Raw genomic sequence first — 24385 nt, 5'->3', positions numbered from 1 at the left:
AAACATAAGAGAGAGTAATGAAACGCCTTCGAAGCGAAGGCGCTGAAGAGAGTTAGGGGCAGAAGATTACGCGTTCGGGTGCGGTAGTCCACCGAGCATGCGGTAGAGATCCGGTAAGAAGGTGCTCATTTCGCTGCACATCAGTGAAAAGTCGGCATCAAAGCGCGCCGCTTGATCTTCACGAGGAATATCTTCGTTCTGATCTCTCAGTTCATCTGAAAACTTGAGGCGTTTGATGCTGCCGTCGTCGGCCAAAATAAACTCCAAGCGCTCTTGCCACCACAAGGCGAGTTTGGTGACTTGCTTATCCGCTTCAATGTGGCTGCGAATCTCATCACTGGTGAGCTCTTGCTTTTTACAACGGATAATACCGCCTTCTTCCAGTACCGATTTTAGTTCGGCCTCGTCAAGCATTTGTAGGCCTGCTGGGAGATCGCCGCTCTTTACCCATTCTGTCATTGTAAGTTCGAGCGGTTTTTCCGGGATGGCAGGCACGACGGGTAAGCTTCCCATGGTTTTACGCAGTAGAGCTAAGACATCTTCGGCTTTTTTGTAGCTGCTCGCATCCACCAAAATAAAGCCTTCGCTCGGCAAAATCAGCACATAGGTGTGGTTACTGCGGCTAAAGGCACGCGGTAGCAAATCCATCACGATGTCGTCTTTTAAGGTCTCTTTTTCTTTCTTTTTCAGTGGTCGACCTTCTTGCGCTTCCATGGCATCCACTTTAGCGTTCAGTGACTCTTTGATCACGGAAGCGGGCAACATTTTCTCTTCTTTCTTGGCGCAGATAAGAATGCGGTTTTCGGAAACGTGCGTCATCATGTCGCCGTGTTTCCCCATGGCGGTGACCCAACCGAATTTTTGCTTGTCTTGGCTGCCACATGGCGTAAAACGAAACTCTTGGAGCTGTTTTTCTAATTGGTCTGCATTGAACTCAATATCGCGGTTAAAGCGATAAACCAGACAGTTTTTAAACCACATATGATCTCTCTAGTGCTACAAGTAAGTCGGCAATAATAAGGAATTTCAACCAGATTGTCTTAGCCGAAATGCAAAATATGAAGATGAATCCAGAATAAAAGTTATATGAAAATTTGTTTTCAAAGGTCACAAAAGTGTCATAATTGCTAGTAATAATGCCTATGCATCAAGAGGCGGCAGGCTGCCCGCCCTAATCATTGAGTAAACTCAACGAACATAAGGTTAAATGATTATGTCTAGAAGGATTCTGGTTGTTGAAGACGAGGCACCAATTCGTGAAATGCTGTGTTTTGTTCTTGAACAAAAAGGTTACCAAGCAGTAGAAGCAGAAGATTACGATACTGCAGTAACCAAATTGGCTGAACCCTTCCCAGATCTAGTGCTGCTAGATTGGATGCTCCCTGGCGGCAGCGGTATTAATTTCATCAAACACATGAAGCGTGAAGAGCTGACACGCAACATTCCGGTAGTGATGCTGACAGCGCGTGGTGAAGAAGAAGACAAGGTTCGTGGCCTTGAAGTGGGTGCGGATGATTACATCACCAAGCCATTTTCACCGAAAGAGCTGGTGGCGAGGCTTAAAGCGGTAATTCGCCGCGTGACGCCCACTGCGCTGGAAGATGTGATTGATGTTCAAGGACTCAAATTGGATCCCGTTTCTCACCGTGTGACAGCGAACGATGAGCCTGTCGATATGGGGCCAACGGAATTCAAAATGTTGCACTTCTTTATGACTCACCAAGAGCGTGTCTACAGCCGCGAGCAGTTGCTCAATAACGTCTGGGGAACCAACGTGTACGTGGAAGATCGTACGGTTGACGTTCATATCCGTCGTTTACGCAAAGCACTCGAAGCCGCCGGGCACGATAAGTTGATCCAAACAGTGCGTGGTGCAGGTTATCGCTTCTCCACCAAAGCATAATCACATTAAACGTGTGAGGTCATAAGGAAAGCAAAACGGAGAGGTAAGTGGTAGAACGGTTAACTTGGAAAAAGCTGGCCTGGGAGCTGGCTTTTTTTTACACCCCTTGGGTACTCATTGGTTGGGTATTTGGCTATCTGCCGTGGCTGTTGTTAGCCGCGACGGCGATTCAGTTGCTGTGGCATCTGCACAATCAAATACGTTTATCTGCTTGGCTGTGGGACGAAAAGCGCCTGACGCCACCGTCGGGGTCTGGTAACTGGGAGTCGCTATTTAATGGCATTTACCGCTTGCAGCAGCGTCAGCGAAAAAAGCGCAAAGAGCTGACCAATCTTATCCGCCGTTTCCGCAACGGTGCCGAATCCTTACCCGATGCAGTCGTGGTGTTTCGCAGTGAAGGCAACATTGTCTGGTGCAACAAGCTCGCCCAGCATCTGCTTGGATTTCGCTGGCCAGATGATTCGGGCCAGCCGATATCGAATCTAATTCGTACCCCTGATTTCATCAAATATCTCAATAAGCAAGATTTCTCTGTCCCTCTGGAAATGCGTTCACCGTTGAACGTCGAGCGAATGCTCGAACTACGTATTGTGCCTTATACCGAAGGGGAGCACTTGATGGTGGTGCGTGACGTCACTCAGCTCAAGCAGCTTGAGGGGATGCGCCGCAATTTCTTCGCCAACGTGTCTCATGAACTTCGTACGCCGATGACCGTGCTGCAAGGGTACCTGGAAATGACGGAAGACCCAGACATGGTGGTCGGCCCGATGTGGAGTAAGGCACACGGCGTGATGACCGAGCAGCTAAACCGCATGAACAGTTTGGTCAATCAGTTGTTGACCCTCTCTAAGATCGAAGCGGCGCCCATGCATGAGCTTGAAGATGTCGTGAACGTCCCCGCGATGCTGGATGTGCTTGAGAAAGAAGCGGCGAGCCTCAGTGGCGAGCATAACCATCAGCTCCACTTTGATGTCGATGACACGTTACGAGTGCTTGGTGACGAAGATCAATTGCGCAGCGCTATTTCTAATCTGGTCTATAACGCCGTGAAATACACCCCAGCCGGTGCAACGGTCAATGTGCGTTGGTATGAAACGGCACAAGGGGCGAGGCTTGAAGTGGAAGACAGCGGTGAAGGGATCGAGAAACAGCATATTCACCGTTTAACCGAGCGTTTTTACCGAGTGGATAAGGCACGCTCGCGTGATACCGGCGGAAGTGGACTCGGTCTTGCCATCGTTAAACATGCGTTAACCCACCACGATTCACATCTTGAAATTGAGTCGCAAGTCGGTGTGGGCAGTAAGTTCTCCTTCTTGTTGCCAAAACGTTTGGTGGTGAAGTAATGGGGCGCCAAAAAGCGTGGCCAATCATCATCACGATTGGTGTGGCGGTATTGGGGCTATTGACTGGCCCTGCTCGAGCGACAGGATTGCAAGAGTATCAAAAAGTACGCGGCGTTAGCGGAAGCCTGAGCAGTGTTGGCTCTGATACGCTTGCCGGTATGACCACCTTATGGATGGAAGAGTTTACGCTGATTTATCCCAGTATTAATGGTCAAGTCCAGGCGTCTGGTTCTTCCACCGCTCCCCCAGCATTAACTGAGCGAACGGCGCAATTTGGCCCGATGAGCCGCGAAATGCGCAACCGTGAAATTGAGGCCTTTGAGCGCGAGCATGGTTACAAACCCACAGAGTTACGCGTCGCCATCGACGCGATTGGCGTTTTTGTCCACCGCGACAATCCGATTGAAGGGCTCAATTTTTCTCAGCTTGATCGTATTTTTTCCGCGACTTTACGTTGTGGCGGTACGGAGAGTATCGAGTTTTGGACCCAACTAGCACTCGACTACCAATGGGCAAAGCGTGCGATTCAAATGTTTGGTCGTAACTCGGTCTCCGGTACGTACGGCTATTTTAAAAACAACGCCTTATGCGGCGGTGACTTTAAAAATAACGTCAATGAGCAGCCGGGATCGGCATCGGTCGTCCAATCGGTGGCCTCTGCGATCAATACGATCGGCTACTCTGGCGTAGGCTATCAAGTGTCAGGTGTGAAGCTGTTGCCGATTGCCAAAGAGGGCGAGGATTACATCGCGCCGAGTTATCAAAACATTTTGACTGGTCGGTACCCTTTGTCGCGTTACCTGTATGTGTATGTCAACAAGCATCCTGACAAACCGCTGCCTCCGATCGAGCGAGAGTTCATTCGCTTTATTTACTCTAAACAAGGGCAAGCTCTGGTGAGCAAAGATGGTTATGTCCCTCTATCGCCTGAAATCGCGCAGCAGGAATTAGAAAAAGTCGGCCTTTCTCTACGTAATTGAAATGACGAAGACGTCGTCATCATAAGGTTAAACAAACGCCGCGTTCACTTATAACGCGGCGTTTTTTCGTTTTATGAGAGAGACTGAGTCTAAAAGGTCAGTTCCCAGCCGACACTGTTCCAGTATTCTTGCTCGCAAAGCAGATCGGCATGGAGCAGCTTGTTGTGTTCCAACCACTGGGCTTCATCACACTTCAAGGTCCAACTGTCGCCATCGACTTTCAGTGTCAGGGCTGGCAGTGGGTCATCGTTGCGCTGACCGTTGAGCAAGATGGCGAGGCGCAGAATGCGAATTAAACTGATGACGTGCTTTTTCTTAAACAGCGAAAACTCTTCCATTTCATTGAGCTTTAACGCTTTGCGCTGAAAGCGCGCTAACATGGCGAGAATGGTTTGCTGCTCTCGGTTAAAGCCGGGCATGTAGGTATGTTTGAGAATGTAAGCCGAATGGCGGTGGAAGGCTTGTAAGCTGATGCTAAGCCCTACTTCATGCAATAACGCGCTCCATTCGAGCAAATCAAACAGCTCAGAGTGTTTGTTAATGCCAAGCTCTTGGTGGGTTTGATCCAAAAACTCGCGGGCATGGCCTTTGACTTTGGCCGCATGCTCTAGATCGACCAGATGTTTACTGGCAAGGTTTTCCGTGGTGCGCATGCGGATGTCGGAGCGCTTAAAGCGCGATTCCATTTCGTAGAGTAAGCCTTCTCGCAGTGCGCCCTCTGAAAAGTGCATTTCGTTGATTTTGAAATCTTTGAAAATGGCGGCAAGGATCGCCACACCCGCCGCAAACACAGGCTGACGTTCCGGTGTGAGGCCGGTGAGGTTGATGTCATCAATCGTCTCCCACTCACACAGTTTTTCGATGAGCTTGTCGAGTCGTTTGCTGTCGATAATGCCATCTTCAAAGCCCATTCCGACCAGTACATCACGAATGGCCTTAATGGTCCCTGAGGAGCCAAACGCGACTTCCCAGCCTTTCTTGCGATATTGATGGGCAATGGACTCCAACTTTTGCTCCGCGGCTAAGGTCGCTTTGGCAAAGTTCTTCTTCGACAGCCTGTTGTTTTTGAAATAGTGCTTAGTAAAGCTGACGCACCCCATCTGCTTACTGTTGACTAAATGCGGTTCGAAGCCTTGCCCTATGATCATTTCGGTACTGCCACCGCCAATGTCTACCACCAATTTGGAGTCAGAGGCCGGTTGCGTGTGGGCAACCCCCAGATAAATTAGGCGTGCTTCTTCAATACCGGGGATGATCTCGATGGGAAAGGGCAGTACGTCACGGGCTCGCTGCAAAAAGATATGCGCGTTGTTGGCTTGACGTAGGGTGTGCGTTGCGGCGATACGCACATTGCTCTCCTCAAACCCTTGCAGTCGCTCAGCGAAGATGGTCAAACATTCTAAGCCACGTTCAATGGCGGCGTTGTCTAAATTTTTTTGTGCATCTAACCCAGCTGCGAGACGGACTCGCTGCTTGTGTCGACTTACCAGTTGCAAGTCTTGGTCTACAACTTTGGCGACCACCATGTGGAAGCTGTTTGAGCCAAGGTCAATCGCGGCAACATCACGAATTTCCGGTGTTTGGGTCATGAGTGATTGAAAGCTCTTTCTGTTTCTTTGTCTGTTTTTCTACATTCTTAAGATAGTCGTAAATGGCAATCTGTGAGCGAATTTTCTTTCGGTTTCCGCGTGGCACATAGGTATTGCTCATCTCTTTGTCTATCCACCTCGCCTTTACTGTATCGGTAAAGTGGATGTTGATGATATCGATAATGCGCTGTTTAAGACGTTCGTCACGCACTGGAGCACCGACTTCGATCCGATAGTCGATATTCCGTGTCATCCAATCTGCTGATGAGATGTACACTTTGGGGTCTCCATCATTGTGCGTGATGAGAACGCGCGGGTGTTCTAAGAATCGGTCGACGATGCTGATGATTTTGATGTTGTCGCTCACGCCATCAATACCCGGCACCAAAGAGCACATACCACGAATGATCATCTTTATCTCTACCCCTGCGCTGCTCGCGCCGTAGAGTTTATTTGCCAGTCCGCGATCCACTAGGTTATTGACTTTCAGAGTAATAGCAGCTTTTTTACCCTCTTTCGCATTGGCAATTTCTGCGTCGATGAGGCGATAGAGCTGCTTGCGAGAGTTTTGTGGTGAGACAATTAAGTGATTGAAGCGCACCGGTCGATACGGGTTCTCAATGTAGCCAAACACATTGCGCACTTCGTTAGTGAGCTCAGGGTCTGCGGTGAGAAGCGAGAAATCGGTGTAGATACGGGCGGTTTTTTCATGGAAGTTGCCGGTGCCGATGTGCGCATAGCGGACGATGTCGTCATCTTCGCGGCGTGTAATCAAGAGCAATTTAGAGTGGATTTTTAATCCGGGCGCGCCAAAAATGACATGCACGCCGGCTTCGGTCAGAATCCGCGACCACTCAATGTTGGCTTCTTCATCAAATCGAGCCTGAAGCTCTACAATCACTGTGACACTTTTGCCATTGTGCACCGCATCGATAATCGAGTTCATCAGGCGCGAATCTTTGGCAACGCGATAAATATTGATCTTGATGCTCAGTACTTTCGGATCGAACGATGCCTGCCTCACCATTTCGCTGATGTGCTCAAATGTGTGATAGGGGTAATAGAGTAAGATATCTTGCGCTTTGATGGCATCAAAGGCGTTGGCATACCCGTCGAAATCGGCGCATTTCATCGGCGGTAAGGGTTTGTTTTCGAGGTAGTCACGGCCCACATTGGGAAAACCAATAAAGTCTTTAAAGTTGTGGTAGCGGCCACCTGGGATCAAACTGTCGTAGTTGGAGATTTTCAGCTTATCGCACAAAAAGCTCAGCATTTCGGTGGGCATGTCACGCTCATAGACAAAGCGAACCGGCATCGCGGTTAAGCGCTGACTGACCCCTTCAGACATTTGCTCAAGAAGGCTGTGCTCGACTTCGTGACTGAGGTCGTATTCGGCGTCACGCGTCATTTTCATCGCGTAGCCGTTTAGCTCGTCATACTCAAAAAAGCCACTGAAGAGTTCATCCAAACAGTATCGGATGATGTTATCGAGAAGAATGATGGTTTTGCGCCGTTTGCCTTTCTGTTCTGGCACCATGACAAAGCGAGGCAAGTGGTCGGTGGGGATCTCTATCAAGGCATATTGATTGTGTTCGCCTTTGCGTAAGTCGACAGCGATGTAGGCGTATTCATCTTTTAGGAATTGCAGCACATCGATGTCGTCACGCATCAAAAGCGGGGTGATATGCGGAACCACTTCATTGCGAAAATATTTTTTTATCCACTTTTGTTGTGCGTCACTAAGCTGAGTTTCGTTGACTAAAAAAATCCGCCGACGCGCCATTTCGCGGATGAGCTCAGAGTAGAGCTCATCAAATTTATCATTCAGTTTGAGCGCTTTGCTCTGCATTTTACTCAGCAGATGTTTGGGGTTGTCACTGCCTCCACGCTCTTGATTGATTAAAATGCGACGTTTGACATCGGAAAATCGAACTTTATAAAACTCGTCCAAGTTGTTGGAAAATATGCCTAAAAATCGAATTCTTTCGATGAGTGGCACTTCTTTATCTGCCGCTTCTTGGAGTACGCGTTCATTAAACGACAGCCAACTTAGCTCTTTTTCGATATACAGTTTTTCAGCACTCATAACCCAACCTTTGCAACGTGCCTTCTCTAAGGGGCGCTATAGAGTAAGGACTTAATAAGACCAAACTGGTAGCCAAGCTAAGATCTTTATATGACATTTTTATTGCAGGTTTTTATTACACTACTTTCAGTTGCTTAATGTGAGCTGTAATATAATTGTCACCTAATGGAAATATTATACGCTTGGGTTAATTTAGGTAAGTGGGACAGATGGTTAAAGGCGATTTTTCGTTACGAGAACGTGACAGAAAACGACTTATTAAAGATAGAATCGTAAAACTGGCTGTCTCTGCGGGTGGCGTCGGCGTGCTTGCGGCGCTGGTGCTGATCTTTGTTTATCTCGCCATGATGGTCTTGCCTCTGTTTTCTGACGCCAAGATCACGCCCAATTTGGCGACTAAAACGATAGATGAGCAGTCTATCGTTGCGCTGGGCGTCGATGACTATGGCCACTCCGCTTATACCTTATCCTCTCTCGGTACACTCAAGTTTTGGGCGCTCAATGATGAGCGCCGCGACGCGATTTATCACTATGACTTGGGGGCGCAGCACACCTTGTTTGCCTCTGGTATTGGTGTAAACCCTTGGCATGCGATGGCGACGCCATCAGGGCAGGTGACGCTCTTTCGCCCTGAATTAAGCAGCAGGTTGGCAAATGGTGAGCGAGTACTCACCCCGAGTGTCGATGTCGTTATGCCGCCGCTGGATTTACTCATGGGTGAGTCAGCTACTGACGCTCAGTTGCGCGCGTTTGCTTTTGCAGACCGCGATGCCTTCACGCACGATAATTTCACTTTGGTCGGCTACTATGACGACAATCGCATCCGTGTCCGTTGGTTAGATTCCAACGGGAAACGCCAAGAATTTGAGTTTCCACAGCCTTTTATCGATTTAGATCAGCTTTTGCTCACCCCAAATGGTGACACGCTATATTTGCGCAGCGCATCTGAGCTGGTCATTGCCACCAAACAGCGTCAGGGGTTCTCCGTTCGTGAAGTGGTCGATTTAAGTGCAGGCGACGTCAAACATGCGGTGAGTGAGGTGCAGCTGTTAGCGGGCGCTTACTCTTTGTTAGTGAGCCACCAAGACGGCAAAGTGTCGCAGTGGTTTGATGTGCTCAAAGAGGGTGAGCGCCACTTGATGCCGATTCGAGAGTTTCAACTCGCACCGCAGTTACAGCTGCTGCTGCCTGATACCTATCGCAAAGGGTTCTACAGTTTTTATACCAATGGCACGGTTCAAAGCCACTACACCACCAGTGAAAAGTTGGTCCTGTTTAACCGAGCCTTTGATAAAGCGCCCACCTTAGCGGTGATGTCCAACAATGAACAATACTTGTTGACCCAAAGTGGCGACCAGTTGTCTGTCTCGCATCTCGATAATCCATACCCCGAAATCTCGTTGTCTTCTCTGTGGCAAAAAGTGTGGTATGAAGGCTACCCAGAGCCAGAGTTTGTCTGGCAAACCACCTCAGCCAATGATGAGTTTGAAGCCAAATTCAGCTTGGTGCCGATCGCGTTTGGCACCATCAAAGCGGCATTGTTCGCCATGATGTTCGCGGTACCGATTGCGGTATTGGGCGCCATTTATACCGCTTATTTTATGACGCCAGCGATGCGCCGAGTCGTCAAGCCCTCTATCGAGCTGATGGAGGCGCTACCGACGGTCATCATCGGCTTTCTGGCGGGGCTGTGGTTTGCACCGATTGTTGAGAACTATCTCGCGTCTGTGGTGGTACTGTTGATTGCTTTGCCGCTGTCTACCGTAGTGGCCGGGGCGCTGTGGCAAAGTCTACCCAAAATATGGAAGCGTCACTTTGCCAATGGCTGGCATGCGGTGATTCTTATGCCGGTGATCATCTTACTGACGGTGGTGGTGCTTTCTCACACGAGCGGTTTAGAAGAGTGGTTGTTTGGTGGCGATGTGCGTGCGTATTTGGCGCAGCACGGGATTGGTTTTGATCAGCGCAATGCTCTAGTGGTCGGGTTTGCGATGGGGTTTGCGGTGATCCCCACTATTTTTACCATTGCAGAAGACGCCATCTTCTCGGTACCGAAACACTTATCGGACGGGTCATTGGCCTTGGGGGCGACACAGTGGCAAACCTTAGTACACGTGGTGTTGCTTACCGCCAGTCCGGGTATTTTTTCGGCCGTCATGATGGGGCTTGGTCGCGCCGTTGGTGAGACGATGATTGTGCTGATGGCCACCGGTAACACCCCGATCCTTGATTGGAACATATTGGAAGGGATGCGCACATTATCCGCAACGATCGCGGTTGAGATGCCGGAGTCGGAAGTAGGCAGTTCCCATTACCGATTGCTATTCCTAGCGGCGTTGATTTTGTTGATGTTCACTTTTGCAGTGAACTCGATGGCGGAGTGGGTGCGTCAGAGGTTAAGAGAGAAGTATCGTGCGTTGTAAGCGAGTCAAAACCGCTCAGGCGGTGAGCCATGATTAGTATGAAATCGGGTTATCAATGGCTGAAATCCGGCTCTCCTTGGATTTGGCTCACCGGCGGTGCGGTCAGTGTGAGCTTACTCTCGGTACTGGGCTTATTGCTGCTGATTGGTTGGAAAGGTCTCTCGTTTTTCTGGCCCTCTCCACTCTATCAATGGCAGACCTCTCAAGGTGAGGTGCTGGTGGGGCAACTCTACGCGACGGAATCGGTGCCCATTAATCATTTACAAGAGATGGCTATTGAATTGTCAGATGAGGTGGAAGAGCGAGGGTTGGTTGAGCGCTTGAGTATTAAAGTCGCCAACCGCGATCTCTATTCTGCCGATTTTGTGTCTGTACTTGAAACTGAGGTGTTAGATCGCACGACCCCTTCCGGGTGGGCGGTGATTGAGCGCACGCGCGGCGGTGATTTTTTTGGTCGACCCATCGCTTATCGACAAGCCGATGGCGAGATGAGCCAAAATGTGGATGTGGCGATTGGTCGTGGACTGGCGTTTGCAAAAGAGGTGCGGGGCGACATTGAGAATCTGGTCGAGAAGCAGATCAAAGTGCTCAGCGCGCAGGCAGATAAGCTACGCTTGGAGTATCGAAAGCGAGAACTCAACGGAAATATAGACGATGCCTTTTTGCTACGTTATCAGCAGCAATCCCAAGGCTTTAGCCAGCAGTTGATGGCGATGGAAGCGAGGCTTGATGATTGGCGTGATGAGCTTGATCTTCAAGGACTGGTTGTGGTGGATATGCAAGGCACACAGGTGACGATTCCACTGCGTGAGATGTTGGATGTGTGGTATCCCAATGATATGTCTCTGCTCGAAAAACTTGGCCAGTGGTCGCTGCAAGCTTGGAAGTTTCTGACCGATGATCCCAGAGAGTCCAACTCGGAAGGGGGCGTATTTCCGGCTATGTTTGGTACCGTGTTGCTGGTGATCATCATGTCGATTATTGTTATGCCACTGGGCGTGATTGCAGCAGTCTACTTACATGAGTATGCGCACAACAACGCGTTTACTCGAGTGATTCGTGTGGCGGTGATCAACTTGGCTGGGGTGCCTTCGATCGTTTATGGTGTCTTTGGGTTAGGCTTTTTCGTCTACACCTTAGGTGGCTCGATTGATGCGCTCTTCTATTCTGAAAAGCTGCCCAGTCCGACGTTTGGAACGCCAGGTCTACTTTGGTCAGCGCTCACTTTGGCGGTATTGACTTTGCCTGTGGTCATCGTGGCCACGGAAGAGGGCTTAAGCCGCATCCCGAGCTCGGTGCGTCACGGCTCTTTGGCATTAGGCGCGACACAGTTCGAGACCATGTGGCGCATCGTTCTGCCGATGGCTAGCCCTGCAATTATCACCGGATTGATTCTCGCCGTGGCTCGCGCCGCGGGAGAAGTGGCGCCGCTGATGTTGGTTGGGGCGGTGAAGTTGGCCTCCAGCTTGCCCGTTGACAGCCAGTTTCCCTTTTTGCACCTTGAGCGTAAGTTTATGCATTTGGGCTTTCATATCTACGATGTCGGTTTTCAGACCACCAATATCGAAAGCGCGCGTCCCTTAGTGTACGCGACCTCTTTTTTATTGGTCACGGTCATCATCGGGCTCAACTTAACCGCCATCAGTATTCGCAATAATTTACGCGAAAAATATCGAACCTTTGGACAAGATTAAGCATGTTTTCAGTGAACCAAACCTTAGGCTACCGAGCGCCGCTAGATGTGCGTAACCTAAGCGATGAACAAACGGCGATCGAGATCGATGGCCTCAACTTGTTTTATCGTCACAAGCAAGCGCTGAGTGATATTTCAATGCGCATCCCTAAAGGTCAGGTGACGGCGTTCATCGGTCCATCGGGGTGCGGAAAGTCGACCTTGCTGCGCTGCATTAATCGTATGAACGACTTGGTCGAAGGCTGCCGCGTCGAAGGCAAAGTGAAACTGCATAAAAAAAACGTCTACCATCCGGGGGTCGATGTTGCGACGTTGCGCCGCCGAGTTGGAATGGTGTTTCAGCGTCCCAACCCTTTTCCCAAATCCATTTATGAAAACGTGGTGTATGGCTTGCGTCTGCAAGGGGTCAAAAACAGCCGAATTCTTGATGATGCGGTTGAACGTTCGCTTCGCGCCGCAGCATTATGGGACGAAGTGAAAGATCGCTTGCACGAAAATGCGTTTGGATTATCGGGTGGTCAGCAGCAGCGTTTGGTGATTGCGCGCGCGATTGCGATAGAGCCAGAGGTCCTTTTGCTCGATGAACCGACATCAGCACTTGATCCTATCTCCACTTTGACGATAGAAGAGCTGATCAATGACCTCAAAACCAAATATACTGTGGTGATTGTCACGCATAACATGCAGCAGGCGGCGCGGGTGAGCGATCACACTGCATTTATTCATATGGGAAAATTGATTGAGTACTCCGATACCGACTCAATCTTTACCTCACCAATGAAAAAGCAAACCGAAGATTACATCACCGGACGTTACGGATAATCAAAGAGGAGTCACACACAGTTTATGAATTTTGGTCGTCACATTTCAGGTCAGTTTAATGTCGAACTAGAGTCGATTCGTACCCACGTGCTTACCATGGGAGGCTTAGTTGAGCAGCAACTCTCTTTTGCGATGCAAGCGCTGCACAAAGAGGACATCGAATTGGCGCGAAAAGTGGTACGTGACGATCACAAAGTGAACGCGATGGAGGTGTCGATTGATGAGGCGTGTACTCGGATCATCGCCAAGCGTCAGCCGACCGCAAAAGATCTCCGCCTGATCATGGCCATCATCAAAACCATTACCGATCTGGAACGTATTGGCGACGTTGCCACCAAGATGGCTTATGTTGCGATTGAGAGTCCATCCTCTAAAGAGCGCCAATTTCAAGTTTCCCTCGAGCCTTTGTGTCGCCAAGCGATTACCATGCTTCATCAAGTGTTGGACGCGTTCGCTCGTATGGATGTCGATGCCGCCGCAGAAGTGTACAAGCTGGATGATAAGTTAGATGCCGAGTACGAAGCCGTTATTCGTCAGTTGATGACTTACATGATGGAAGACCCGAAAAACATCCCCAACATCCTGCAAGTGATGTGGTCTGCCCGGGCAATAGAACGTGTGGGTGACCGCTGCCAAAACATTTGTGAATACATCATTTACTTTGTCAAAGGTAAAGATGTTCGCCACTTGGGCGAACAGAGCATTGATGATGCGTTGAATTCTGGACCTAAGCGTTAATACTTCTCTGGGACAAACGTCTGGTCGTCCATCGGCTTACGAATATAGCCTTCTTTGTTGATGTCCGGTAACACGATCTCTGGATAAGAGATTTCTTGATAGTCAATTTGGCTTAAGAGATGGCTGATGCAATTGAGGCGCGCGCGTTTTTTATCATCTGAAGGGACGACCCACCACGGCGATTGTTTGGTGTCTGTGTAGGCAAACATCTTATCCTTCGCTTCTGAATATTCCGCCCAGCGGTTTCGGGATTCAAGATCCATAGGCGAGAATTTCCAACGTTTGATGGGGGTATTGATACGACCAAGAAAGCGCTTCTCTTGTTCTTCGTCTGAGACGGAAAACCAGTACTTAATCAAGATGATGCCAGAGCGCTGCAACATGCGCTCGAATTCCGGACAAGAGTGGAGAAACTCTTCGTATTGCGCTTCGCTACAAAAGCCCATCACTTTTTCAACACCAGCCCGGTTATACCAACTGCGGTCAAACAGTACTATTTCGCCAGCGCTGGGTAAATGCGCGACATAGCGTTGAAAATACCATTGCGTTTTCTCTTTTTCTGTTGGGGCAGGGAGCGCTGTGACACGACACACGCGCGGATTGAGTTTTTCGGTGATGCGCTTAATCACGCCCCCTTTTCCAGCCGCGTCTCTGCCTTCAAAGATCACCACGACTTTCAGACCTTCTTGCTTTACCCACTCTTGCAACTTGACCAGTTCAATCTGCAAGCGTTCCAGTTCACTTTCGTAAAAGGCTTTATCAAGCTTGTTCTTTGCCATGGTGCATCCCTTTAAGCTTTTATTATTATCAATATGTTAGCACTTATTCGGGACAATAGTGTTTGAATGGGCACATTTTACCGCTTTGACCACTTGGGCAATCGCATCTGGATCCGTGACTGGGATCTGATAGTCATCAATCTCGCCCATCGCCGCTTGAGAGTGTGAGCGCATTAAGCTTGGGCGCAGGGTTTTTCCTGATAGGTGCAGCTCGGTCACGCCGGTCTGGTTGATGAGCTCGCGCGCGTTGCTGGCATTCACTCCCGCCCCTGCCATAATCACAATACGCTCGCGCGCTTGGGTCACTAACTGTTTTAGCACCGCAACACCTTCAGGGGCTGTCAACGCAAGGCCAGAGGTTAAGACTCGCTCACAGCCTAACGAGATGATGGTTTCCAAGGCTTCACCGGGATCTTGGCATTGATCAAACGCGCGATGGAAAGTCACACCCAACTGATGGGCGTGCGCGCGTTCGACGAGTTGTGAGGTCATGTGGGTGTCCACTTTCCCATCGGCAGTCAGAGCGCCAATTACGACGCCTTGAAGGCCACTTTGCGCGGCGGTGTCGATGTCGTGCAGCATGCACTCTAAATCCTGTTCGCTGAAAATAAAGTCGCCTTGGCGAGGGCGAATCATGGCGTAAATAGGGATGCCTTTTGCGTTTGAATCTAAGTCTCTCTGGGTACTTTCTTTCTGGGCAATATCTCTCAGGGCACGGTAACGGCCCGCCAGGCGCATCAATCCGGCACTGGGGGTGAGGCCGCCAAGCGCTAACGCGCTGCACAACTCAATTCGTGTCGCACCGCCCTTGAGGGCGTGATGAAGAGATTCAATGTGATCGATACAGACTTCAATGTGTGTGGTCATAGGTTATGTTACCAAAGGGATTTACGTTATTGTAGCGAGAGAACGTATTGGGTATTAGGGTAAAGTGCTGCAAGGATATTTTCCTTGTTTATGAGGGCCTTGTTTATTGGAGCCTTGTTTCTGGGGATGCCCTGTTGGTGAGCATGGTATTTATGAGGATGTATAAAAAACAAAGCCCCTGCAATCGCAGAGGCTTGGTAACGATAAAGAAAGGGCATTACGCCGCGTCGTCTTGTTCTTCTGGGGTGTTTTCCGTGTCCACGGCCACCACTTTTTTCTTCTTCGGAGTGGGCTTGCGCTTTGCCCCTAATGCATAGAGCACTTCTTCTTTATTTTGCGCTAGGAACATCGCCAAATCTTCTTGCTTGGCTTCATCTTCCATCAGTTCACTTTTACCTAGAAGCTCGAAAAGCTCGTCCGCCATATCGAGCATTTTGTCATAGGCGTCCGCTTCCGCTTTAGAGGTAAAAGTCATTTTCTCTTCTCCGTTGCGTTCTACCACGTACTTGACGATTACAGCCATGGTTGGTCCTCTAACTTAAATTGATAGGTTTTATTACTGGCTGTTTATACAGGTTTGAGCCGCTTAAGTCTAGGTGTGCGTGCGCGCTATGAGAGACAGATGCTTAATTTTTCCACTGCTGACAAAAGGCAATAAAGGATTTGAGTAGCGGGCTTTGATATTTTTCTTTGTGCACCAATAACCAAAAGCGGCGTGTCATATCGAGGGGCAGCGGCAACTCAATCACTCGGCCATCATTGATCGCCGGTTGTGCCGATAAGCGCGATAGGCAGCCCAAACCTAAATCAGCGGCGACACTGTTGATCAGGGCTTCAGTGGTATTGAGTTCAAATGATTCCTGCCATCGCTCTAAGCGCGGCGCGATAACGCGCAGAAAGAACTCGCGAGAGCCAGACCCCGCCTCGCGCAGTACCCAGCGGCTGTGTTCCAGCTCATCCATTGCTACTCGTTCGTGACGTGCGAGCGGTGAAGAGGGCGAACAAATAACGCACATCTCGTCGCGACTAAATGGGGTCGAGTTTAGAGCCGGATGGAGCGTTTTACCCTCAATCAAGGCGATATCCAGTTCATAGTCGACCAGTTTTTCACAAATCAAAGCGGAGTTGGAGATCAATAAGCTTTGCTGCTCATGGCCCGTTGCGTCACGAAAGGAGCGCAGGAGAAACGGTGCTACTTGATTGCCGATGGTATCGCTAGCGCCAATTCTCAGTTCGCCGCTTAACCCTTGAGTGTCATCAAACAGATGTTCAATATCTCTGGCTCGTTCTAACAGTTCATCGGCCATCGGCAGTAGTTTGATGCCCTCTTGATTGATCAGCAGACGGTTATTCACACGATCAAACAACGAGTGTCCAAGCTGTTTCTCAAGCTCTGACAAGGTCATGCTAACCGCCGCTTTGGAGAGATACAGCGCGTCAGCAGCGTGGGTGAGCGTGTCATGCCGAGTGACAGCAAGGAACACCTTCAGTTGTTTCAGTGTAAGATATACAGCCATAATATTGATTCGATAAATAGAAGCGCCAATGGCTATCATTGGCGAAATTAGACTATGGTGCAAGTCGAATGAAACCCGACTTCGTCAGCTTGCAAACGTCACTATATTCACTCACTTATGCTAATCTCACCCTATCGTCCTTTTATCGTGTGAGCGCCTTGTGTTTATTGTCTATCATTCCAATCAAGTCGATGTGTTGAAATCTTTGTTGGTGGAGCTCATTCGCCATCAGCCGCTTGAGAACCCGTTTGAAGCCGAGCAGATTTTGGTTCAGAGCCCCGGCATGTCTCAATGGCTGAAAATGGAACTGGCGAAAGCGTTCGGCGTGGCTGCAAACATAGAGTTTCCTCTTCCCGCGACCTTTATCTGGAACTTGTTTACCCAAGTCTTGCCCGATGTGCCGACTCGCAGTGCGTTTAATAAAGAGGCGATGACATGGAAGTTGATGCAAGTGTTGCCATCTCAGCTAGAAAGGGACGAATTTGAACCGTTGCGCCGTTACTTGGCTGACGATCAAGACAGCAGTAAATGCTATCAATTGGCAGAAAAAATTGCCGACATCTTTGATGGGTATCTGGTCTATCGACCTGAGTGGATCGCCAGTTGGGAGGCGGGGCAAGGTGTCGCTGAAATACACGATGAACACCCTTGGCAACCCATCCTTTGGCAAGCGCTCTACGATCAGACTCTGGCGCTAGGGCAATCGCCTTACCATCGTGCCAACCTCTATCAAGAATTTATCGAAGCGCTTGAACATCGAACGGGTGGTTTTGACCATCTGCCCAAACGCTTGTTTGTGTTTGGTATCACTTCGTTGCCGCCGCGCTATATGGATGCGCTTAAAGCGATCGGTGAGCACATTGATGTCCATCTCATGTTCACCAATCCGTGTCGCTACTATTGGGGGGAGGTCCGTGACCGTAAATTCTTAGCAAAATTGGCGGCGAAGCGGCGCAAACATTTGGTGTGGCGAGAGGATCACTCAGAGTGGCAAGGCGAGAGCGAACCGCTCAAAGGCAGCCTTGAAGAGAATATAGTGGATGAGCTGCACACCGATGTGGTGGGGAACAGCTTACTGGCCTCAATGGGCAAATTGGGGCGCGACAACATGTATCTGCTCTCTCAGTTGGAATCCCATGAGATTGAAGCCTTTGTGGATATCGAGCGAGACTCATTGCTGCACGAACTGCAGGCCGATATCCTCAATCTTGAAGAGCATCAAGATGATACGTTGCTCGACACGAGCCACCATAAACGTCGCGTTTCGCTGCAAGACCGCTCCCTGACCTTACATGCTTGTCATAGCCCAATGCGAGAAGTGGAAGTGCTGCACGATCAATTGTTGGCAATGTTTGAAGCGGATCCGTTGCTCAAACCGCGTGATGTGATTGTGATGGTGGCGGACATCAATGCCTACAGTCCGGCCATTCAAGCGGTGTTTGGCAATGCGCCGGGTGAACGATTCATCCCTTTTTCTATCTCGGATCGCAGTGCCAACCAAGAAAGCCCGATCTTGAACGCTTTCTTATTATTGACCATGCTGCCGCAATCGCGCTGTTTGGCCTCGGAGCTGCTTGAGCTGCTGGAAACACCAGCGATCTTGGCGCGATTTGGTCTCGACGATGACGAGTTTATTCGCGCTAAACAGTGGGTAGAGCAATCGGGGATTCGCTGGGGGCTCGACGGCCACACCGCGCAAGAATTTGATTTGCCTAAAACCGGCCAAAATACATGGCAATTTGGTATCAACCGCATGTTGCTGGGCTATGCGATGCCTGCATCGGCAGGGCTGCTGAACACCGAACAAGGTGAACTGGCGCCATTTAACGAAGTTCAAGGTCTTGGCGCTGAACTGGCGGGCAAACTGGCTCACTATATTGAAACCATTGCGCTTTATCGCGCCAAGTTAGCGCAGAGCCAAGGTGTGGATCAGTGGCGCGAAGTGCTGACTCAGCTGTTGGATGATTTCTTTTTAGTGGATTTGGATGGCGAAGCGGCGCTCAAATCCATTCGTGATACGTTGGCGATGCTCAAAGAGCAGCTGAATGATGCCGCGTTCAGTGCACCGCTCTCTGCGGCGATTGTGACGCAGTATTTGCGTGACAAACTCTCTGGTACGCGGGTAAGTCAGCGCTTTCTTGCCGGCCAAGTCAACTTCTGTACCCTCATGCCGATGCGCTCCATTCCATTTAAGACTGTGTGTCTATTGGGGATGAATGAAGGCGTTTACCCAAGGTCTGTGCCGCCGGAAGGGTTTGATTTGATGAATGGTCGCGCCAAGCATGGCGACCGTTCGCGCCGTGATGATGACCGCTACCTTTTCTTAGAGGCGCTGTTATCGGCGCAGGACACGCTTTACATCAGTTATGTCGGGCGCTCAATTCAAGACAACACGCCGCGCATGCCATCGGTGTTGGTCTCTGAGTTAATGGAATACTGCCATCAAAACTACTGTTTGGAAGGCGATTCAGATTTAGGCTGTGATGAGTCCGGCTCGCGCCTTGTTCACCACTTGAGCACGACTCATCCTATGGTGCCGTTCAGCGCTGAGGCGTTTATTGGCGAGCGGGCGAGTTATGCCCAAGAGTGGTTACCTGCCGCCTTGCGCCAGGGGCAAAAGAGTGGCGACTTCCAGCGTCAGTTGAGTGACTACCTACTCGGCGCACACTTTCCACTCGAGTTGGATTTAGTCGAGCTGCAACGCTTTTGGCGTCTGCCTGTTCAGTACTTTTTCAACCGCCGTTTAAAGGTGACGTTTGAGCCGCCGCAACCTGTGATGAACGATGAAGAGCCCTTTGTGCTGGGCGGACTGGAAAGCTATCAGTTGCGCGATGAGCTGCTTACGACACTGCTGACCGCTCACACATTAGCTGATCGCGATCCTAGTCGCTTGATGGCGCAATGTGTGGCGAAGCATCGCGCCGAAGGGCGTTTGCCTATTGGCGCCTTTGGTGACATTGAGTTTGAAACCAACCGAGTGCAAAGTGAAGAGTTAGCGAAAACCTTGCACGGATTGTGTCAAGCGCCTTGTGAGGATCATGAAGTCACTCTCACGTTGGATGTGCTTGGCGATGGCAAACCCGTACAGCTGGTCGGCTGGTTGACTCAAGTGTACCAATCTGGGCTTGTGCGTTTTCGTACAGGGCGGATTCGATCTCAAGACTATCTCTCCGCTTGGCTTGATCATTTGGCCATGGCCGCCAGTGGCCGTGCGCTGCGCACTCACCTGATCGGCTATGACAAAAATGAAGGGGCGCAGCATCTAATCTACCCTGCACTAGAGTCTCGTGAGCAAGCGTACGCACTACTCAATGAGCTGGTGGGTCTTTACTACCAAGGTATGAGTGAGCCTTTACCTTATTTCCCCCGTACCGCTTTAGCGGCGATAGAGGCGGGCTTTAGCCGCGGAAAGTGGGCGGACGATGAAGACAAATCGCTGAAAAAAATGGCCGATACGTTCAATGATGGCTACATGTCGAGTGGCGAAGGCAACGACAGTTATATTCGTCGTATTTGGCCGCAATGGGATGATCAACTGGCCGCTCGAGTGCGCACATTGGCTGCTCGCGTCATTCAAGCACCTCGTCTCGCTGCACAAGACGCTGCCGATGTGTCGTAAAGGGTCAGTGAAGATGAAGAGCAAAAATAGCAGAAGGTAAAGTGGCCGCCAGAAAATCATTATAGTGTAGGGCGTTCGCTGTACGGCCACAGGTCAGAGGGACCATGATTTGTTGGGTTGATGGGCAGACACACTGCCTCAACTCGTGCTGCGAATACTAACGACTCACTCTGTAGGCTGCTGTGAGTAAGATCGCAGAACTCCCCGTATTTTTATGGGGTTAACAGATAAAATAGCGTTTTATTAACCGGATCACATTGAGTATTAGCACTAATATTGTCGAGCTGAATCGTGATAGGTGAAACATCCATGAATTCATACAATGTGCGATTGAGCCAATGTGTGAACTCGAACAGTTAAAGGGCAGAGTTTTATGACCGCATCGTCTCGTTCCACTCTTTCTAGTGGTGGTGATATCACACCGACCGCACTCGATACGATGACTTTTCCATTGCATGGTGCTCGGCTGATTGAAGCCTCCGCTGGGACAGGAAAAACCTTTACCATTGCTGGGCTCTATTTGCGCTTGCTACTCGGGCATGGCGACGATCAGACTCGGCACGCGCATCCGCTCACTGTGGATCAGATTTTGGTGGTGACCTTTACTGAGGCTGCCACGGCGGAGCTACGCGATAGGATCAGAGCGCGTATTCATGACGCGCGCCTTGCTTTTGCTCGTGGCCAAAGCAGCGACCCAGTGATCGAGCCTTTGCTGGAAGCGGTGACGGATCACGCCCAAGCTGCGCAAATTTTGCTGCAAGCGGAAAGGCAGATGGATGAAGCCGCCGTCTACACGATTCATGGTTTCTGCCAGCGGATGCTGACGCAAAATGCGTTTGAGTCAGGCAGTCGATTTAGCAATGAATTTGTCACTGATGAAAGCCATCTAAAAGCGCAAGTGGTCGCAGATTATTGGCGGCGTAATTTCTATCCATTACCCCCCCAACTGGCAGGTGAAATTCGCCGAATTTGGCGGGCGCCGAATGAGCTGTTAGCCGCGATTTCGAACTATTTGACTGGTGCACCTTTGGCGTTAAGCGTGCCTGCAATGCAGGGCAGCTTAGCGGATCTGCATGAGCGTAATCTGGCTCAAATTGATGAACTCAAGGCACTTTGGCGAGCGCATCAAGACGAGGTGCTGGCGATCATCAACGAGTCAGACGTCAATAAGCGCAGTTACAGTAAAAAATCGCTACCGACCTGGATAGAGAGTGTTTCTGCCTGGGCAGCCCAGGCAACGACAAACTATGAGATACCTACGGCGCTGGAGAAGTTTGCGCAAAACGCACTGCTTGAAAAAACACCGAAAGGCCAAGCGCCTGAGCACCCGTTATTTGCACGTATTGAAGCCCACCTCGCTCACCCGGTGGATCTGAAAGCGCCGATGTTGGCTCATGCGATAGAGCATTGCCGCGCAATGCTGGCAGCGGCCAAAGCTCAGAAGCAGTGGCTCTCGTTTGATGACTTGTTGACTCAGCTCTCTGCGGCGATCGACCTTGATGATACTGAGTTGCTGCGTGAGCGCATTCGCACTCTCTATCCCGTTGCAATGATCGACGAATTCCAAGATACCGATCCGCTGCAATACAGTATTTTCAGCCGTATTTACCTAGATCGTCCTGAGTGCGGTCTGTTTATGATTGGCGATCCGAAACAGGCGATTTATGCGTTTCGTGGCGCGGATATTTTTACCTACATTAAAGCGCGCCAACAAGTGACGTCGCATTTCACTTTGGGCACGAACTGGCGTTCAAGCGCCGATATGGTGGCAGCGGTCAATCAAGTGTTTTCAATGCCACAAAGCCCGTTTATCTACGATCAAGATATTCCTTTTCATCCCGTCAACGCCTCTCCGGGCTCTGAGCGCAAAGGTTGGACTTTAAGCGGCACACGACAACCTGCGTTGACGTATTGGTTACAAGAAGCTGAAGAGAAACCGCTCGCCAAAGGTGAGTACCTTGAGGCGATGGCGAGTGCGACGGCCAACCAGATCCAGACAATTCTTCAGGCTGCGGCTAATAACGAAGCCATGTTGGTGGGCGCGAAAGGCGAGCAGGCGATTGAGGCCGGTGATATTGCTGTGTTGGTGCGCACTGGGAATGAAGGTCGGATGATCAAACAAGCGCTGGCCGAACAAGGTATTGCCAGTGTTTATCTCTCCAACCGAGACAGTGTGTTCAGCTCTGTTGTTGCTAGCGATGTGCAGCGTCTGCTGCAAGCGGTGCTGACGCCCGAATACGACAGAGCGTTAAGAGCGTGCTTAGCCAGCGAACTGTTTGCCCTTGATGCTGCAACACTTGATAGCTTGAACAACGATGAAAACGAGTGGGAAAACGCGATCAATGAGTTTAAAGGTTACCGCCAACTTTGGCAGCAACGCGGCGTATTGCCGATGTTGCGCAGTGTGATCAGCAAGCGTCATATTGCAGAGCGCCTGCTAGAAGAGCAAAACGGTGAGCGAACCTTGACGGATCTGATGCACATGGGTGAGTTGTTGCAACAGATGAGTGGTGAACTCGACAGCGATCATGGCTTGTTGCGTTGGTTGGCGCAATCCATCAGCGATGCGGAGCAAGGGCTTGGTGGCAGTGATGAGCAAATTCAGCGCTTGGAATCGGAGCGTAATCTGGTGCAGATCGTCACCATCCACAAATCGAAAGGGTTAGAGTACGACTTAGTCTTTCTGCCGTTTGCATTGAGCTATCGTGAAGCGAGCGAGGCGAAGTATTACGATGCCGAGCAAGATGTGACCATGCTTGATATTACGGGGCAAAGCGCGGCTTTGGCGCTTGCGGATAACGAACGTCTTGCAGAAGATCTGCGTCTGATTTACGTGGCATTGACGCGTGCGGTATATGGCTGTTTTGTCGGCGCCGCACCACTGCGTAATGGTCGCTCGACCAAAGAGCCGACGGGTGTACACAAAAGTGCGATGGGTTATTTACTGCAAGATGGCCAAGAGGGGGGCATCTCAGATTTGACCAAGGCGCTTTGCCGGCAAAGTGAGGCGTTGGCTTGTGTTGCTGTGGCGGACCTGCCAAATTCGCACGCTCAGCCGCTGATGATTCCGCCACCAGAGATGCCGCCACTTGGCGCCAAAGCATTTACCACACCACTGGACCGCTATTGGCGCATCACCAGTTATTCCGGTCTCGTTAAACAATCGTCTAGTCATGCGGCGCAAGGGTTTGAGGATGTACTGCGCCTTGATGTGGACTCGGCGCAGGATCACGACGAAGCGTCACTCACTGAACCAGAAAAGTCGATTTTCACCTTTCCCCGCGGCGCAAGGCCGGGCACTTTCTTACACACGTTATTTGAAGATGTTGAATTTACCGAGTCTGCCTATAGCGATCACAATCGCGCCATCATCGAATCGCTATTGCAAGCCGAGCAGTTGGATGAGAGCTGGCTTCCTGTATTGCAATCGTTGGTCGATACCGTGCTAGCGACGCCCTTAGATGGTGATGCACTGCGACTGAATGAAAAAGGGCCATCTCAGCGTTTGGTGGAGATGGAGTTTTTACTGCCCATTACCGTTTTAGACGCGCCATCCCTGAATCGAGTGATCACGCGTCACGATACCCTGTCCGCGCGCGCCGGTGAGCTCGGGTTCCAAACAGTGCGCGGCATGTTAAAAGGGTTCATCGATTTGGTGTTTGAGCACCAAGGTCGCTACTACGTACTGGATTGGAAGTCGAATCACCTTGGCAGTGATGTCAGCGATTATCATGGTGAGGCGCTTAACCAAGCGATGGCCGATCATCGCTACGATCTCCAGTATCAAATTTATGCTTTAGCCCTACACCGTTTCTTGCGCAGCCGCTTGGCGAATTATGACTATCAACGCCATTTTGGCGGTGTCTATTATCTCTTTTTACGTGGTATGGATGGCCAGAGTGAACACGGCATTTTTTCGGCCAAACCGAGCTTAGCCATGTTGGAGGATTTAGATCGATTGATAGAGGGTAAGCCGATTGAAACCAAATTTAACCCAGCGGGCCAAGGGGAGTTGATCTAGAC

16 protein-coding genes are annotated in these 24385 nt (G+C 50.3%); 9 read left to right on the top strand and 7 right to left on the bottom strand.

Annotation, left to right across the window (positions count from 1 at the left end; genetic code table 11):
• Positions 1–66: 66 nt before the first annotated feature.
• Positions 67–981 carry a recombination-associated protein RdgC gene (gene rdgC, locus AC6R10_RS03000; protein ID WP_500671400.1) on the bottom strand — a complete coding sequence of 305 codons (915 nt, stop codon included), beginning with the start codon at positions 979–981 and terminating at the stop codon, positions 67–69.
• Positions 982–1213: 232 nt separating this feature from the next.
• Here rdgC and phoB point away from each other — a divergent pair, with 232 nt between their 5' ends.
• Genes phoB through AC6R10_RS02985 form a run of 3 tightly spaced genes read left to right on the top strand, consistent with a single transcriptional unit; the run spans position 1214 to position 4229 of the window.
• Entirely contained in the window at positions 1214–1903 is a 690-nt protein-coding gene (phoB, locus tag AC6R10_RS02995; RefSeq protein WP_334551363.1) for a phosphate regulon transcriptional regulator PhoB, read from the top strand.
• A 47-nt stretch (positions 1904–1950) separates the two neighbouring features.
• A complete protein-coding gene (phoR, locus tag AC6R10_RS02990; protein ID WP_487901700.1) occupies positions 1951–3249 on the top strand; it encodes a phosphate regulon sensor histidine kinase PhoR in 1299 nt (432 codons plus the stop codon).
• Positions 3249–4229, top strand: coding sequence for a PstS family phosphate ABC transporter substrate-binding protein (locus AC6R10_RS02985; RefSeq protein ID WP_500671399.1), 981 nt, complete (start codon positions 3249–3251; stop codon positions 4227–4229). Before phoR ends, AC6R10_RS02985 begins: the two co-directional genes overlap by 1 nt.
• An 89-nt stretch (positions 4230–4318) precedes the next feature.
• Here the strand turns inward: AC6R10_RS02985 and ppx are convergent, their stop codons facing one another.
• Positions 4319–5818: an exopolyphosphatase gene (gene ppx, locus AC6R10_RS02980; RefSeq protein ID WP_500629218.1), complete on the bottom strand. Its 1500-nt coding sequence runs from the start codon at positions 5816–5818 to the stop codon at positions 4319–4321.
• A complete protein-coding gene (gene ppk1, locus AC6R10_RS02975) occupies positions 5793–7904 on the bottom strand; it encodes a polyphosphate kinase 1 (protein WP_500627008.1) in 2112 nt (703 codons plus the stop codon). Before ppk1 ends, ppx begins: the two co-directional genes overlap by 26 nt.
• Before the next feature lie 209 nt (positions 7905–8113).
• Between ppk1 and AC6R10_RS02970 the strand changes: the two genes are divergently transcribed.
• From AC6R10_RS02970 to phoU, 4 genes are read left to right on the top strand one after another with little or no spacing between them, the layout of a single operon-like run.
• Positions 8114–10327: an ABC transporter permease subunit gene (locus AC6R10_RS02970; RefSeq protein WP_500671398.1), complete on the top strand. Its 2214-nt coding sequence runs from the start codon at positions 8114–8116 to the stop codon at positions 10325–10327.
• Positions 10328–10365: 38 nt separating this feature from the next.
• A complete protein-coding gene (gene pstA, locus AC6R10_RS02965) occupies positions 10366–12021 on the top strand; it encodes a phosphate ABC transporter permease PstA (protein ID WP_500671449.1) in 1656 nt (551 codons plus the stop codon).
• 2 nt (positions 12022–12023) lie between these two features.
• On the top strand, positions 12024–12842 hold the full coding sequence (gene pstB, locus AC6R10_RS02960) for a phosphate ABC transporter ATP-binding protein PstB (RefSeq protein ID WP_334551352.1): 819 nt from the start codon (positions 12024–12026) through the stop codon (positions 12840–12842).
• 24 nt (positions 12843–12866) lie between these two features.
• Entirely contained in the window at positions 12867–13580 is a 714-nt protein-coding gene (phoU, locus tag AC6R10_RS02955) for a phosphate signaling complex protein PhoU (RefSeq protein WP_487901695.1), read from the top strand.
• Here phoU and ppk2 read toward each other — a convergent pair.
• From ppk2 to AC6R10_RS02935, 4 genes are all read right to left on the bottom strand, one after another.
• Positions 13577–14359, bottom strand: coding sequence for a polyphosphate kinase 2 (gene ppk2, locus AC6R10_RS02950; RefSeq protein WP_500629225.1), 783 nt, complete (start codon positions 14357–14359; stop codon positions 13577–13579). The two genes, phoU and ppk2, sit on opposite strands and share 4 nt — an antisense overlap.
• Before the next feature lie 36 nt (positions 14360–14395).
• A complete protein-coding gene (locus AC6R10_RS02945; protein ID WP_500671397.1) occupies positions 14396–15226 on the bottom strand; it encodes a copper homeostasis protein CutC in 831 nt (276 codons plus the stop codon).
• 217 nt (positions 15227–15443) lie between these two features.
• Positions 15444–15749 carry a YebG family protein gene (locus AC6R10_RS02940; protein ID WP_334551342.1) on the bottom strand — a complete coding sequence of 102 codons (306 nt, stop codon included), beginning with the start codon at positions 15747–15749 and terminating at the stop codon, positions 15444–15446.
• Positions 15750–15852: 103 nt separating this feature from the next.
• Positions 15853–16743, bottom strand: a complete 891-nt coding sequence (locus AC6R10_RS02935) for a LysR substrate-binding domain-containing protein (RefSeq protein ID WP_500671396.1) — start codon at positions 16741–16743, stop codon at positions 15853–15855.
• Between the two features lie 160 nt (positions 16744–16903).
• Here AC6R10_RS02935 and recC point away from each other — a divergent pair, with 160 nt between their 5' ends.
• Positions 16904–20362 (top strand): exodeoxyribonuclease V subunit gamma, encoded by a 3459-nt coding sequence (gene recC / locus AC6R10_RS02930; RefSeq protein WP_500671395.1) that lies wholly within the window; start codon positions 16904–16906, stop codon positions 20360–20362.
• A gap of 373 nt (positions 20363–20735) precedes the next feature.
• Complete coding sequence (gene recB / locus AC6R10_RS02925; protein ID WP_500671394.1) at positions 20736–24383, top strand: exodeoxyribonuclease V subunit beta; 3648 nt, start codon at positions 20736–20738, stop codon at positions 24381–24383.
• The last annotated feature ends 2 nt before the right edge of the window (positions 24384–24385 follow it).

Source organism: Vibrio sp. R12-SG2-ISO1, from assembly GCF_059834045.1.
The sequence above is the reverse complement of the archived record's forward strand: the minus strand, read 5'-3'. Positions and strand labels throughout refer to the sequence as shown.